Below are 13,063 nucleotides of genomic sequence, written 5' to 3'. Positions count from 1 at the left end.
CCGGTTATTTCTTCTTGCCCAGCTGCGCCAACGCTGCACGCAAAAGAGTGGACGTATCGGCATCGGGATTTTCCGCGTAGGCAGATTCCACCACGGGACGCGCTGCCTTATCGGTAAACCCGAGGCCAATGAGCGCCTCAGTCACGCTTTCTACCACGGCACCACCGTTCGGCGCGACGGCGGTATCAACGGAGCCTGCGGCGGCGGGCTCGCTTGGCGCAAAGGCCGCTACCTTATCTTTCAGCTCCAGCGCCAAGCGTTGGGCCATCCGCTTGCCGACGCCCGGGATAGACTGCAGTGCCTTCACATCTTCCCCGCCAATTGCCGCCGCAAGCTCCCCTGCCCCCATGACCGACAGCGCCGCCAAGGCAAGTTTAGGCCCTAGGCCGGACACGGATTGCAGCACATGGAACATCTCGCGATCCTCATCAGCGCTAAAGCCATAGAGAGTCAGAGAATCTTCCTTGACCACCAAGTTGGTCAGAACCCTGGCTTGTTCTCCGCGGCGCAAGGTGCCCAGCGTTTTTGGGGTAGCTAAAAATTTGTACCCCACGCCTGCACAGTCGATAACCCCATGGTCGAGTCCAATATGGATTACCTCTCCACGCAGTGCAGCAATCATTGGCTTCTTATCCTTCCACTCTCAGTAAAATTCCTAGCGCTTCTTGCCCTGGCCGCGCACGCCGCTGGTCTTAGCACCAAGCCCGAGACCGGTATGGTCCATCCGCACAATGGCCGGGGCACGCCAACAGTGGCACACTGCCAACGCAAAAGCGTCGGCGGCGTCGGCAGGCTTGGGTGGTTCAGTCAACCCCAGAATACGGGTAATCATGGTGGTCATCTGCTTCTTATCTGCACGTCCGTTACCAGAGATGGCCTTTTTCACCTCGGACGGGGTGTACATGTACACCGGAATATCGCGTTCGGCGGCAGCTAGCACCAGCACGCCTACGACGTGGGCCGTTTGCATGACTGTGGACACCTGACCGCGTTCGAAGACGCGCTCGATCGCAACCACATCTGGCGAATAGTCATCCATCCACTCTTTCGCCGCCACCGAAAGGCGCAGGAGGCGCTCCGTCAAGTCCTTATCGCTAGGGGTGCGCACCACGCCGACAGAAACGGGAAGGATTGCTCGGCCACGACCAGCCTGAACCACGGAAAGTCCGCAGCGCGTCAAGCCTGGGTCAATCCCCATCACGCGCATTCCTTCTAGGTTCATCTCTCCCCCATTGTCATGTTGGCACCACTGAGCACCGCCTACTGCCCCATTATGGACTACACACAGGTGTTCTACAAGCGTAGCATCCAGCTTTCGCATAACGAAGCGCCGGCAACGTCTCCTGGGCTATACCCACGGAGCGCTACCGGCGCTAAGAGCCGTCCTTGCGGCGAGGTGGTTAGTCCTCGTTCAGCTCGGCTAGAACTTCATCGGAGAGATCCATATTGGTGTAGACGTTTTGCACATCGTCGGAGTCTTCCAAGGCGTCGATGAGGCGGAAAATCTTCTTGGCGTCATTGGCCTCCAGCGGTACCTCGACAGACGCACGGAAGTCATTGTCGGAGTCATCGACCTGAATATCGGCGTCCTTGAGCGCGTCCTTGACTGCCTGCACGTCCGTCGGCGCGCAAACAATCTCAAACTTCTCACCCTGGTCCTTGACCTCTTCCGCGCCTGCTTCCAGCACGGCCATCAAGACGTCATCCTCCGTCAGCTCGCCCTTTTCTACCAAGACGTAGCCGGTACGGGTGAACATGTAGGCCACAGAGCCGGACTCACCCAAGTTGCCGCCGTTCTTGGACATCGCGGTACGCACGTCGGTTGCCGCACGGTTGCGGTTATCCGTAAGGCACTCAATGAGCATGGCTACGCCGTTGGGGCCGTAGCCCTCGTACATGATGGTTTCCCAGTCAGCGCCGCCGGCTTCTTCACCGGAACCGCGCTTGCGAGCACGCTCAATGTTGTCATTGGGGACGGAGGCCTTCTTGGCCTTCTTGATCATGTCATCAAGGGTTGGGTTAGCCGCTGGGTCACCACCGCCGGTACGAGCCGCCACTTCGATGTTCTTGATCAGCTTGGCAAATTCCTTGCCACGCTTGGCATCGTTGGCAGCCTTCTTATGCTTGGTAGTTGCCCATTTCGAGTGGCCTGACATGTAGTCCCTTTCTAATCGGGTGCTGAAACTGGTGGCAATTATACGTGTGCTGCACGAATGCGTGAAAGCGACCCCCTTATAAGCGGGACGTTCTTATACGTTGTGCCAATTGCCATGGGCAGAGCCGCTGCCCAAATTTTCATCTAAGTAACGTGTAAGCCCCTCTTGATTCACCAACGCCACCAATTCACCCTGCTCGGTAAAAATCTTGCCACGCGCAACCGCCGTTGCATTCGACGCCGTGGGTGATACCTGCTCATATAGCAACCACTCATCCACGCGGAATGGGCGCAGGAACCATATCGCATGGTCAAGGCTAGCCAATTGCACCTTTTCTCCCTGATGCGGAATAAGGGCCGAGCGAATCAGCGTCATATCAGACATAAAGGTCAGCGCCGCACGGTGAAAGGCAGAATCCGCTGGGAGGTGACCTGTGTTGCGGAACCAAATATGCCGATAGCCGGCACCGGTGTGCTCTGCAGCCACCGGATCGCGGCCCTCTTCCGACACGAGGCGAATATCCCACTCCTCCCACTCTTTGAGGATAATCCTGGTGGAGTACGGGGCTCCGCCGCCAATCCGAGCTACTTCCTCGGGCCCTGGCACCTCTGGCGCAGGATCCTGATGCTGCGGGCCGCGATCCCCGTCGCGATGGAAACTAGCCATAAGAGTAAAAAGGAGCACATGTCCCTGGTAGACGCGTACCTGCCGGTTGGCGAATGATTTCCCCTCCCGAATGCGTTCGACCCGGATTTCAATTGGCCGGCTCACATCGCCAGGGCCTACAAAGTAACCATGCAGGGAGTGGATGTCTTTGCCGGTCACAGTGCGCTGGGCTGCGGCCACTGCTTGAGCGGCAATCTGCCCGCCGAAGGTACGTTCAATTCGCGACTCCACAGCAGGGCCTCTAAACACATCGGCCAAATTCGTTTCCTCGACGGCCAGAATCTCGCGAATGGATGCCATCTGCACACTCCCTATGTCTGACGTCACTTCTCCCAGCGTTTGCCGTCCACACTACTCACTGGACGAGCCGTCAGTTTCCTTTTCAAATCCGTCCCCCACTTCTGGGCGCAAAAGTGGAGGAATTTTCTAGAAGAAACTATGTCCGCTACCGAAGTAAGCGCGCATTGAATAAAGTCTTTCGAGTGAAACGCATCGCTTCTGTTCCAGCAGTATGGATTGGGTGGGTCATCGCCCGCCTTGTCCTTATTTACCTACTCAAGATTAACCACAATCCCAGGGGCGATGTCGCATATTATTTTGCTGGACGCTTTGGCGATGACCCGACAAAGATGACCGAATACCCTCACGCGGGCACGTGGCCCACGGTGCTTTTGGGGTGGCTCACCGGTGAGAATATCACCGCATTCTATATCGGCTTCACCATCATGACCCTGCTAGTGGACGCCGCCTTTTTAGCCCTCCTTCTGCGTCACCACGCGACTCAACCGCGCAGTTTCCAGGCCGCCTGGTTCTGGGTCCTCTTTGGCACCGCAGCTGGCCACACCGTTGTGTGGCGTCTCGATATATTCCCCGCCCTAGCCGTTGCCGGGGCGGCTGCCCTTCTAGCAACCCGCCCGCTCATCGCCTCGGCGGTACTGGGCTTTGCCACCACGATGAAGCTTTGGCCGGGAGTCCTCGCTGCCGGCTTAGTGGGCCGCTTCAACAGATCCGCAACCTGGCAGCGCCTCCTTGCCTTCTTCTGCACCATCGTCGCGGTCTGCACCGTCACGATTGCCGCCTCCGGTACCGACCGCCTGCTTTCACCGCTGAGTTATCAGGGCGTGCGCGGTCTCCAGTTGGAGTCCATCCCGGCGACGTTCCTGTTGTTGCAGGCACATCGTACTCCAGGGCGCTGGCACCTGGGCTACGCCCCGTCCAAGAGCTTTGAGATTTCCGGGCCTGGCGTAGATACCGCAATGACCTGGAGCACGATTGCCACCATTGCCATGCTCGTTTTCGCAGTGGGCTGGGCGCTGTACCGGCTGTGTGCCGGCGGGTGGACCACCCGCACAACCATGGCGTTTTTTACGGTCATGGTCCTACTGCTCATTGCGACCAATAAGGTTTTCTCCCCGCAATACATCGTCTGGCTGGGCCCCTTGCTTGCCGTGGTGATCCGCCAGCGCCTGCCGCAAGGATTCGCCTCCGTGCGGATATTCCAAGCCTTGTTAGCGTCCTACACCATTATCGCCGCCGTGCTGGGCACCTTGGTCTACCCATTCAACTATGACTACATCTGGAACCACGTGGGCGAGAACATGTTCGCCGTCTACCTATTGGTAGCCCGCAATATCCTCATCGTTGTCATGGCCATCATCGCACTTGTCTGGTTCGCAATCGAGGTGGCTCTGGCTTCGAAGATCGAGCAGGCGCAGGCGCAGCAGCAAGCGCCTAACGCCCCGGAGGAAGACCCGGCCGCTAGCGCCGAGGCGAAGCCGGTATTCCGCCGCCGACGCGGCCGGCACGCACTTGCGTCCTAAATCTTGAGGTAGAACTGTTGGCTACTCGGCCAGCATATAATCAAAATATTCCGGCAGTTTTGCGGTGCCACCCAGATGAAAGAGCCGTACCGCAGGACGCAGGCGCAGCGCGCGAGTGTCGCTGACCGCTTCGTTGTAGAAGCGGTGGGCAAGTTGGATGCGGCCCTCGGCGTCGGCAAGCGCGGCCGGGCGACGGTCCGCGGGAAACTCCCTCACTATGGCGGCAGATAGTTCCCGCTCGACCATCGTGCGCGGTTCAAAGTGGCCTTGATAGAGCTCGGTAGACTCTGCTCGCTGAGCTAGCGCCGCAAGCGATGGTGCGACCGCCGCTGTCACCGCTGCCCTGCGGTCAAGTGCCGCCTGCAGCTGGGCCAGCGAGGCATCAGTGCGGATGTGCAGCGAGTTAAGCCGCTGGGCGGTAAAAAGTGCCCACAAACCTACGATGATAAGTAGGAAGAGGACTAGGGCGATTTCAATGGTCATCAACGCTTTACCCTCACCTTGGTGCCGTCTTGGACAGTCTCGTAGACCTGCATCACGGCCGCCGCTACATGGTCCCAGTCATAGGTGCTGGCGCGTTGGACGCCATTGCGCACCAACTGGGCCCGATACTCGGCGTCATCAAGCACCTCGTTGAGGACACGAGCCAGATCCTCGCTGTCTTCGTTGCGGAACAGCGCGCCGGCAACCTCGTCGGAATCGGCATTGCACACCGCACGGAAAGCCTCGAGGTCAGAGGCAACAACAGCCGCGCCGGCCGCCATAGCCTCTACCAGCACGATGCCGAAGCTTTCGCCGCCGGTATTTGGGGCCACGTAGACATCGGCGCGGCCCAGGATTTCCGCCTTTTCGGCGTCGCTTACCCGGCCTACAAAATCCACGCCCTCGACCTCGCGGGCGCGACCACCGCCCATGATGGTCACGCGGATATCGTGGTGTACTTGGCGGAGCGCGCTCAGTAGGATATCGAGGCCCTTGCGCGGTTCATCCAACCGCCCCAAGAAGACAACTTCCAGGGGATCGCCGGGGGCCTTAGCCGGGCTGCGGCGCCGAGCCTGCGCGTAAACCGACGTATCCACGCCGTTGGGAATAAGGACCGGGTCTCCGCCCAATTGCTCCACCTGCCACCGCCGCGCCATATCGGATACCGCGATGCCGCCGCGGATCTTTTCCAAAAAGGGAACGAGGAAAGGTTTGGCCAAAGTCAACACCAAGGAGCTCGACGCGGAAGCGTGATACGTCGCCACCAGCGGGCCTTGGGCCACGGCCAACGCGGTCATGGAAAAGCTCGGGGAGTTAGGCTCATGGATGTGCAAGACATCGAAGTCGCCCTCCTTGATGAATTGCTTTACCTTGCGTGTGACGTGGGGTCCCACGGACAGGCGCGCCACCGAACCGTTATACGCAATGGGGAAAGCCGGCCCTCCCTTGATTACGAAATCCGGCAACTGGGTGGATTCCGCAGCGGGGCCAATGACCTGTACGTGGTGCCCTTGCTCAATGAAGACCGTGGCTAGATCAAGGATATGGGCTTGAACTCCGCCTGGTTCATCGAAGGAGTAGGGGCATACGATTCCTATGCGCACTAGCTCTCCCCTTCCTGCGATGGCCCGGTGTGGCGGGCATTGCGGGCTTCTTTGCCCGCCCGCGCTTGCCGACGCCTCTCTATGTCCACATTCCACTGCGGCTGCAGCATATGCCAATCCGCTGGGTGTCGGCGGATATTGGCGGCGAAGCAATCGGCCATGCGCTGAGTTGTCTCCTGCAAGTCCGTTACCTCAAGCTCAGGAGACACAGAGAGCCCCCAGCCCTCGCCCTCAAACCACGAGTGCACCACGTGCAGGGCGGCGCCGGTCTCTATAGCAAGCTGCGCGGGGCCTGCGGCCATATTAGCCTCTTCCCCCATGAAATCCACGGTAACGCCGCTTCGGGTCAGGTCGCGCTCAGCCAACAGGCATACCACGCCACCGGCTTCCAGCACCTCTTTGAGGCGAGCAAAAGGCGAGGCTTCGCCGCCGGTGAGGGGAAGAACCTCAAAGCCAAGGGTTTCGCGGTAGTCCACAAAGGCGTCGAAAAGCACTGCGGGCTTAAGGCGCTCCGCAACGGTGGTGAACTGCCCATAATGGCCAACGAGGAAGACACCCGCCATGTCCCAATTGCCGGAATGCGGCAACGCCAAAATGGTGCCGCGGCCGGATTGAGCCGAAGCATCAAAATGCTCAAGGCCTTCCAAACCACTGAGCAAGCGCTCATGCAGCCCGGCATCACCGTGGATAGCTGGCAGGCGGAACGCCTCCATCCAATAGCGCATATAAGAACGCACGGAATCCCGCACCAACGCGCGGGTAACGTTTTCCGGGCCCACCACTCGCGCTAGGTTGCGGCGCAAGCCCTCCATTCCCCGACCGTTGCTACTTGCGTAGTCCGCACCCCAGCGAAAAAGCGTGCGCGCAATGGGCTCGGGCAGACGGCGCACCACCTTCCACCCCGCCAGGTAACCCGCCGCGGAGAGGTCTTCTCTATCCCACATGGTGTCACAACCTCCTGTTTTAGGTGGTGCAGTACCAGCTACTGCTGCTCTTGGCGGGCAGCAATAACCATACGCTGGCACACGGTAAAGACGGAGCCAACGGCCAAGATCCATAGCGCTACCTCAATGGCATGCGGGACTCCCAAGCCTTCGAGGCCGATGCCGCCCAATCCCAAAATAAGCCGCTCGGGACGCTCAATCAGGCCGCCGACCATCTTGAACCCGGACGCTTCTCCCCTAGCCTTGATATAGGAAATGACCTGAGAACATACCAAGGTGACAAAGCACGCAATAACCGTGATGCGGGAAGAATCCGTAGAATAAATCAGCCACCATGCAATAGCACTGAACAATGCACCGTCGGTGATGCGATCACAGGACGCATCCAAGGTCGCACCAAAGGCAGTAGCCTTGCCGGTCAAGCGCGCCATTGTGCCATCGAGCATGTCGAAAGCGGCGAAGAGGCCGGACAAAACGGCAGCGGAAAAAAGGTGGCCGGTAGGAATGAGGATCACCGAAATCGCAATGGTGACTATGGTACCCACAACCGTGACCACATTCGGGGTCAGGCCTAGCTTCAAAAAGGCCTTGGCTATAGGTTCCACCACCACGGCGGCGGGCTTTCGCCCATGCACGCTAAGCACGCGAATCCTCCTCTTCCATCTCGCGCCATCCTTCTGCCAGCACGCGGCGCGTATCCTGCAGAAGCTGCGGTAATACCTTAGTCCCATCGAGGACAGTCATAAAGTTACTATCCCCGGGCCACCTTGGCACCACATGCAGGTGCAGGTGATCTCCCACCGAGCCGCCCGAAGCGCGACCCAGGTTTAGGCCTACATTGATGGCTTCTGGGTGTGAAACCCGCTTGAGCACCCGGACGGCCTTTTGTGCGAAGGCCATCAACTCCTGAGATTCCTCTTGCGTGAGGTTCTCCAGCTGCGATTCCTTGCGATACGGCACCACCATGAGGTGCCCGGCGTTGTACGGAAACAGGTTCAACAATGCATAGACGGTCTTGCCGCGAGCAATAATGAGCCCGTCCTCATCGCTGCCCTTCGGGGCTTCCACGAAGGGGTCTTTAGAGCGCTTGGCAATATAGGCCATGCGATAAGGCGCCCATAACCGCTCAAGACGGTCCGGCTCGCCAGCACCTGAGTCAACGAAGGTCTCCGCCACCGCTTGGTTTTCAGCGACGGCGGAGCTGTCGGTTTCGTGTGTCTCTTTAGCGTCGGGCACTGATGAGCTCTTCGGTCGGCTGCTCGTTGTTACGCTCTGCTACCCATGCGGCGATGAGCTCCACGGCTTCCTTTACCGGCACACCATTGACCTGGGTGCCATCGAGGAAGCGGAAGGACACGGCATCAGCTTCTACGTCGCGTGCGCCAGCCACCAGCATGAAGGGAACCTTACCGGTGGTGTGGTTGCGAATCTTCTTCTGCATGCGGTCATCAGAGGTATCCACATCGGCGCGGATACCCTTCTGACGCAGCTGGGCGGCAACCTCTTCGAGGTGCGTGGAGAATTCATCAGCCACCGGAATGCCCACCACTTGGTGCGGTGCCAGCCATGCTGGGAAGGCGCCGGCGTAGTGCTCCAGCAGGACGCCAAAGAATCGCTCGATGGAGCCGAAGAGCGCACGGTGAATCATGATCGGGCGCTTCTTCGTTCCGTCAGACGCGGTGTATTCCAGCTCGAAGCGCTCCGGCAGGTTGAAGTCCAACTGCACGGTAGACATCTGCCAGGTACGGCCGATGGCGTCGCGCGCCTGCACAGAAATCTTCGGGCCGTAGAAGGCTGCACCTGCGGGATCCGGAACCAGCTCCAAGCCGGACTTTTCTGCGACCGACTGCAAGATAGACGTAGAGCGCTCCCAGATCTCATCAGAACCAACGAACTTATTCGGGTCCTTGGTAGAAAGCTCCAGGTAGAAGTCAGACAGGCCGTAGTCCTTCAGCAAGGAAATGATGAAGTCGAGGACCTTGGTCAGCTCTTCTTCCAGCTGCTCTTCGGTGCAGTAAATGTGGGCATCGTCCTGGGTAAAGCCGCGGGCACGGGTCAGACCGTGGACCACGCCAGACTTTTCGTAACGGTAGACGGTACCGAACTCAAACAGACGCAGCGGAAGCTCGCGGTAGGAACGACCACGGGATGCAAAAATCAGGTTATGCATCGGGCAGTTCATAGGCTTGGCGTAGTAGTCCTGCGGCTCCTTGACGGTATTGCCCTCTTCGTCATACTCGCCATCGAGCTGCATCGGCGGGAACATGCCGTCGGCGTAGAAGTCCAGGTGGCCAGACTTCTTGAATAGGTCACCCTTGGTGATATGCGGGGTGTTAACAAAGGAGTACCCAGCCTGGACGTGGCGGTTGCGAGAGTGGTTTTCCATCTCCATGCGCACGGTCGCGCCATTCGGGTGGAATACCGGGAAGCCGGAGCCAATCTCATCCGGGAAGGAGAAGAGATCTAGTTCCTGACCCAGGCGGCGGTGGTCGCGCTTTTCCGCCTCTTCCACCATGGTCTGGTAGGCCTCCAGCGCTTCCTTGGACTCAAAAGCGGTGCCGTAAATGCGCTGCAGGCCAGCCTTGGACTGGTCGCCGCGCCAGTAGGCGGCAGAAGAACGGGTCAGGGTGAAAGCCGGGATGTACTTGGTGGTCGGTACGTGCGGGCCGCGGCAGAGATCGAACCACTCTACTTCCCCGGTGCGCGGGTTGATGTTGTCATAGTGGGTGAGATCGCCGGAACCGACTTCTGCGGCCTCGTCGGAGTCAGGGTCAACGTTGCCCTTGTCCTGGACCAGCTCGAGCTTGAAGGGCTCCTCGGCGAGGGCCTTTTCCGCTTCCTCAGCAGATTCGTAGACGTGGCGCTCGAAGCGCTGGCCGCCCTTGATGATCTTCTTCATGCGCTTTTCAATCGCCTTGAGATCTTCCGGCGTGAAAGGCTCGGCGGTTTGGAAATCGAAGTAGAAACCATTCTCAATGGCCGGGCCGATGCCCAGCTTGGTGCCGGGGAATTCGGCCTGCACGGCCTGGGCCATAACGTGGCCGCAGGAGTGGCGGATGACGGCGCGGCCGTCTTCCTCGCTGGCGGCAACCGGGGTGAAGGTGGACTCCGTGTCTGGGGTGTGCGACAAATCGAAGAGAGTGCCGTCCTCACCGCGAACGACTACGACAGCCTCAGGGCCCTTATTGGGAAGGTTGAGCTCTCGCATTGCTGCGCCCACGGCCTGGCCGGCGGGCACGGTGAAGGAATCGTAATTGACCGGTACTGCGGGGATGAGTTCCGCCATAATCGCGCTCCTTTATGCGCTCGTGCGTCGGCGGCATACCTGGCCGCGTCCGCTATTTAAATTTACGGATAGCCATTCTACAACCCCGCATGCTCACAGAGCGATTTTGCCCACCATGATTCACGTCCATCGGCGGCAAGGGTGCCCGGCGGACAGAAATACATAGCGGAGCCAATATGGGTGAGCCATTCATTCATTAGGTCGGATTCATCCAAGCGGGCCTGGATAGGCTCAAATTGCTGGGTTGGATCCTGCTGGTAGCAGATGAAAACCTGGCCAATATTGGAAAGCTGCCCATCCTTGCCATCGGGAGCCAGCTCATAGTTATACGGCCGGCGCAGGATGCGCTGCTCTGGATGATCGGCCGGCGGGGCGGCTACCGCCATGTGCGAGTTCTTATCGATAACCGGCAGTCCATAGTCATCTACCGCGTCAAAATCCACGGCGTCGAATTCGTCCTCGCCGGTGAGCGGGGCACCAGTATCGAGCTTGCGGCCGATAGCATTCTCGCGGGAAGAGCGATCCAGCTTTTCCCAAGTATCCACGTTCATGCGGATGCGGCGCACCACCATCGCCGTTCCCCCATTGGCCCACTGCGGGCCCTTATCAATCCACACCTGGGCTGCGAAGTCCTCCTCGCTGCGTGGGTTTACAGTGCCGTCCTTTTGCCCAAACATATTGCGCGCGGTGGCGCCCTTTTCCTGGCTGCCATAGGCGTTAATAAAGCCCTGCTGCAACCACTTCACGCTGGCATAGTGCTCGCCTGCGCGCACCATGTGCCGCAGGGCGTAGGTATTCATCAGTGGGTCATCGCAGCAGATTTGCAGGACGAGATCGCTTTGACCCCACTTATCTTCCAGCTCATCGCGCTCATAGGGGCGTACATCTCCCAGCCACCGTGGCTTGTCCACTCCGAGCAGGTTAAAAACCTCTTCGCCTAGACCGCAGGTGATAGTCAGGTTGGCAGGCTGTTGCACCATTTCTGGCTCCAGCGTGCCCAGCGGCGCCTCCCCCGTGCACAGCGCGCGGGCATCCTCGGTCCACAGCTTCATGAGGCTGGCAAACCCCCGCTTGTCGACGCCCCTTTTAAGGTCAAACCCCACCAAATTCAGGTGGGCCTGCGCTGCGGTAGCGATACCCGCTTGATGGTCGCCGTCGAATGCCACGAGGGCGTCGGCAAGCGCCGGCCGATCCGTTGCCTGAGCATCCGGGGAAGAACCCTGGTCATTACAGCTAGCCAACGCGAAGGCGCTGGTCGATACCGCAGCGCCGGTAAGAAATCCCCTTCTGCTGAATCCAGACATAACTAGTGGTCGTGGCCTTCCTTATTGTGGGACATATCTCCGTGCTCCATGTGGGACATTTCGTGGCCCTTCATATCGCCGTAATCCTCATTCCCAGCAGGCATGCTACGCGTTTGGATCTCGCCCAGATCGAACTCTTCGCCGCCCTCTAGTTCCACTTTGAGGTCAAGGGATTCGCCGGGAGCGATGTGGTTTTCCATGTCCATGAGCATGAAGTGGTCACCACCAGGTGCCAGCTCGTGGGACTCGTCGGCTTTGACTACTAGTGGGCTCGACATTTCCTGCATCTTGCCATCGACAGTCTCATGCATCTGGTTCACCTTGGCATTGAGGCTGGTGGAAAAACCGGTGATAGCGATGTCCTTATCGGTATGGTTCACCAAGGTGCCAAAAATAGCAGTCATGTCCTTGTCCTCATTGGCGCGCACGACAGCATCCTCAAAGGTCAGTTCTTTAGATTCCGCAGCGGAGGATGTTTCCCCGACACTAGTGGAAGCATCCACCTTCGACTCGGTGGAATCATTTTGGTTTTGCGGTGAGCAACCTGCCAGGGCGAGGCCGGCCACAGTGAAGCCCACAAGGGCGATGCTAGAAATCTTGGACATTATTTTTCACCTTCCGAATCAATGCGACGAGACTTGGCAATAAATAGGGCAGCTACTGCGGCAATTGCCAAAACGCCGCCCACACCCAGGATGATTTTCAGCGCGGTCGGCAGGCCCTCATCCTCATCCTGGGACGATGATTCAGCAGCAGCTGCCTCGGTGCTCTCGGTGGGGTCACCTTTGACAGAAAATTCCACACCGCCGCGGGTAGCGTGTCCGTCCGAAGACGTGATCTGGAAACCCACCTGGTAATTACCCGGCCCAGGATGGACATCCGCAGGGGTCTCAATGGTGAGATCCCGCTCATGGAGCTTTGGTTCCTGGCTAAAAAGTTTCTCACCAGTATCCGCGTTGGTCACGGCAAAGGTATTGAAGTCTTCTTTGGGGATGCCAGAAAACTCGAGGGTGATTTCCTTAGGGAACTCATCGAGTTGGTCGCCGTCTTTGACCGAACCGCCAATAACGGAGTCGTGCGCGAATGCGGCCGGCATCGACCCGCCCAGAACCAGTGCTGCAGTGCCGACTGCTGCCGCCGTGCGGCGCAGCCAAGGTACGCGGTAGCCCATAGATAGCTCCTTTTGTGTTGAAAATGCACAAGTTGAATTGTCAGACATACTAGCCCCGCGACTTGCCAGAGCGGCAATCACAAAAGCAGAGCGTCGAGACATATGTCGGCTTGAACTGGGATCGAGTTCC

The 13,063-nt window shown here is 58.9% G+C and carries 14 protein-coding genes; 1 reads left to right on the top strand and 13 read right to left on the bottom strand.

The window, feature by feature from the left end; genetic code table 11:
• Positions 1 to 4 precede the first annotated feature (4 nt).
• The 4 genes from ruvA to MHY08_RS02845 form a co-directional block, all read right to left on the bottom strand.
• Positions 5 to 622, bottom strand: coding sequence for a Holliday junction branch migration protein RuvA (gene ruvA, locus MHY08_RS02860; RefSeq protein ID WP_239235225.1), 618 nt, complete (start codon positions 620 to 622; stop codon positions 5 to 7).
• Between the two features lie 33 nt (positions 623 to 655).
• Positions 656 to 1,222 carry a crossover junction endodeoxyribonuclease RuvC gene (gene ruvC / locus MHY08_RS02855; RefSeq protein WP_239235223.1) on the bottom strand — a complete coding sequence of 189 codons (567 nt, stop codon included), beginning with the start codon at positions 1,220 to 1,222 and terminating at the stop codon, positions 656 to 658.
• 178 nt (positions 1,223 to 1,400) lie between these two features.
• Positions 1,401 to 2,156, bottom strand: coding sequence for a YebC/PmpR family DNA-binding transcriptional regulator (locus MHY08_RS02850; protein ID WP_150851185.1), 756 nt, complete (start codon positions 2,154 to 2,156; stop codon positions 1,401 to 1,403).
• Positions 2,157 to 2,249: 93 nt separating this feature from the next.
• Positions 2,250 to 3,122, bottom strand: a complete 873-nt coding sequence (locus MHY08_RS02845; RefSeq protein ID WP_239235222.1) for an acyl-CoA thioesterase II — start codon at positions 3,120 to 3,122, stop codon at positions 2,250 to 2,252.
• Between the two features lie 182 nt (positions 3,123 to 3,304).
• Between MHY08_RS02845 and MHY08_RS02840 the strand changes: the two genes are divergently transcribed.
• Positions 3,305 to 4,642 carry a DUF2029 domain-containing protein gene (locus MHY08_RS02840; protein ID WP_239235221.1) on the top strand — a complete coding sequence of 446 codons (1,338 nt, stop codon included), beginning with the start codon at positions 3,305 to 3,307 and terminating at the stop codon, positions 4,640 to 4,642.
• Positions 4,643 to 4,663: 21 nt separating this feature from the next.
• Here MHY08_RS02840 and MHY08_RS02835 read toward each other — a convergent pair whose 3' ends face one another.
• The 9 genes from MHY08_RS02835 to MHY08_RS02795 form a co-directional block, all read right to left on the bottom strand.
• The gene (locus MHY08_RS02835; RefSeq protein WP_239192134.1) at positions 4,664 to 5,125 is read right to left on the bottom strand and encodes a hypothetical protein; all 462 of its coding nucleotides are present in this window, start codon (positions 5,123 to 5,125) and stop codon (positions 4,664 to 4,666) included.
• Positions 5,125 to 6,228: a glycosyltransferase family 4 protein gene (locus MHY08_RS02830; RefSeq protein WP_204608821.1), complete on the bottom strand. Its 1,104-nt coding sequence runs from the start codon at positions 6,226 to 6,228 to the stop codon at positions 5,125 to 5,127. The genes MHY08_RS02835 and MHY08_RS02830 overlap by 1 nt, the downstream gene beginning before the upstream one ends.
• Entirely contained in the window at positions 6,228 to 7,172 is a 945-nt protein-coding gene (locus tag MHY08_RS02825; RefSeq protein ID WP_239235220.1) for a phosphatidylinositol mannoside acyltransferase, read from the bottom strand. Before MHY08_RS02825 ends, MHY08_RS02830 begins: the two co-directional genes overlap by 1 nt.
• Before the next feature lie 38 nt (positions 7,173 to 7,210).
• Positions 7,211 to 7,816: a phosphatidylinositol phosphate synthase gene (gene pgsA, locus MHY08_RS02820; RefSeq protein ID WP_239235219.1), complete on the bottom strand. Its 606-nt coding sequence runs from the start codon at positions 7,814 to 7,816 to the stop codon at positions 7,211 to 7,213.
• Complete coding sequence (locus MHY08_RS02815; RefSeq protein WP_239235413.1) at positions 7,809 to 8,348, bottom strand: HIT domain-containing protein; 540 nt, start codon at positions 8,346 to 8,348, stop codon at positions 7,809 to 7,811. Before MHY08_RS02815 ends, pgsA begins: the two co-directional genes overlap by 8 nt.
• A 46-nt stretch (positions 8,349 to 8,394) precedes the next feature.
• Complete coding sequence (gene thrS, locus MHY08_RS02810) at positions 8,395 to 10,458, bottom strand: threonine--tRNA ligase (protein ID WP_239235218.1); 2,064 nt, start codon at positions 10,456 to 10,458, stop codon at positions 8,395 to 8,397.
• A gap of 77 nt (positions 10,459 to 10,535) precedes the next feature.
• On the bottom strand, positions 10,536 to 11,762 hold the full coding sequence (locus MHY08_RS02805) for a Dyp-type peroxidase (protein ID WP_239235215.1): 1,227 nt from the start codon (positions 11,760 to 11,762) through the stop codon (positions 10,536 to 10,538).
• Positions 11,763 to 11,764: 2 nt separating this feature from the next.
• A complete protein-coding gene (locus MHY08_RS02800) occupies positions 11,765 to 12,367 on the bottom strand; it encodes a copper chaperone PCu(A)C (protein ID WP_239192163.1) in 603 nt (200 codons plus the stop codon).
• Positions 12,367 to 12,933 (bottom strand): copper resistance protein CopC, encoded by a 567-nt coding sequence (locus tag MHY08_RS02795; protein WP_239235213.1) that lies wholly within the window; start codon positions 12,931 to 12,933, stop codon positions 12,367 to 12,369. The genes MHY08_RS02800 and MHY08_RS02795 overlap by 1 nt, the downstream gene beginning before the upstream one ends.
• Positions 12,934 to 13,063 lie beyond the last annotated feature (130 nt).

This window comes from Corynebacterium sp. ACRPJ, from assembly GCF_022347345.1.
Lineage (GTDB): Bacteria > Actinomycetota > Actinomycetes > Mycobacteriales > Mycobacteriaceae > Corynebacterium > Corynebacterium tuberculostearicum_D.
This window is presented reverse-complemented; position numbering and strand designations above follow the sequence as displayed.

Excerpts from the sequence above, each read along its gene's own strand:
- MHY08_RS02805 (WP_239235215.1), bottom strand. The coding sequence starts at position 11,762 with ATGTCTGGATTCAGCAGAAGGGGATTTCTTACCGGCGCTGCGGTATCG.
- MHY08_RS02850 (WP_150851185.1), bottom strand. The coding sequence starts at position 2,156 with ATGTCAGGCCACTCGAAATGGGCAACTACCAAGCATAAGAAGGCTGCC.
- thrS (WP_239235218.1), bottom strand. The coding sequence starts at position 10,458 with ATGGCGGAACTCATCCCCGCAGTACCGGTCAATTACGATTCCTTCACC.
- MHY08_RS02800 (WP_239192163.1), bottom strand. The coding sequence starts at position 12,367 with ATGTCCAAGATTTCTAGCATCGCCCTTGTGGGCTTCACTGTGGCCGGC.
- MHY08_RS02795 (WP_239235213.1), bottom strand. The coding sequence starts at position 12,933 with ATGGGCTACCGCGTACCTTGGCTGCGCCGCACGGCGGCAGCAGTCGGC.
- ruvC (WP_239235223.1), bottom strand. The coding sequence starts at position 1,222 with ATGAACCTAGAAGGAATGCGCGTGATGGGGATTGACCCAGGCTTGACG.
- ruvA (WP_239235225.1), bottom strand. The coding sequence starts at position 622 with ATGATTGCTGCACTGCGTGGAGAGGTAATCCATATTGGACTCGACCAT.
- MHY08_RS02835 (WP_239192134.1), bottom strand. The coding sequence starts at position 5,125 with ATGACCATTGAAATCGCCCTAGTCCTCTTCCTACTTATCATCGTAGGT.
- MHY08_RS02825 (WP_239235220.1), bottom strand. The coding sequence starts at position 7,172 with ATGTGGGATAGAGAAGACCTCTCCGCGGCGGGTTACCTGGCGGGGTGG.
- MHY08_RS02845 (WP_239235222.1), bottom strand. The coding sequence starts at position 3,122 with ATGGCATCCATTCGCGAGATTCTGGCCGTCGAGGAAACGAATTTGGCC.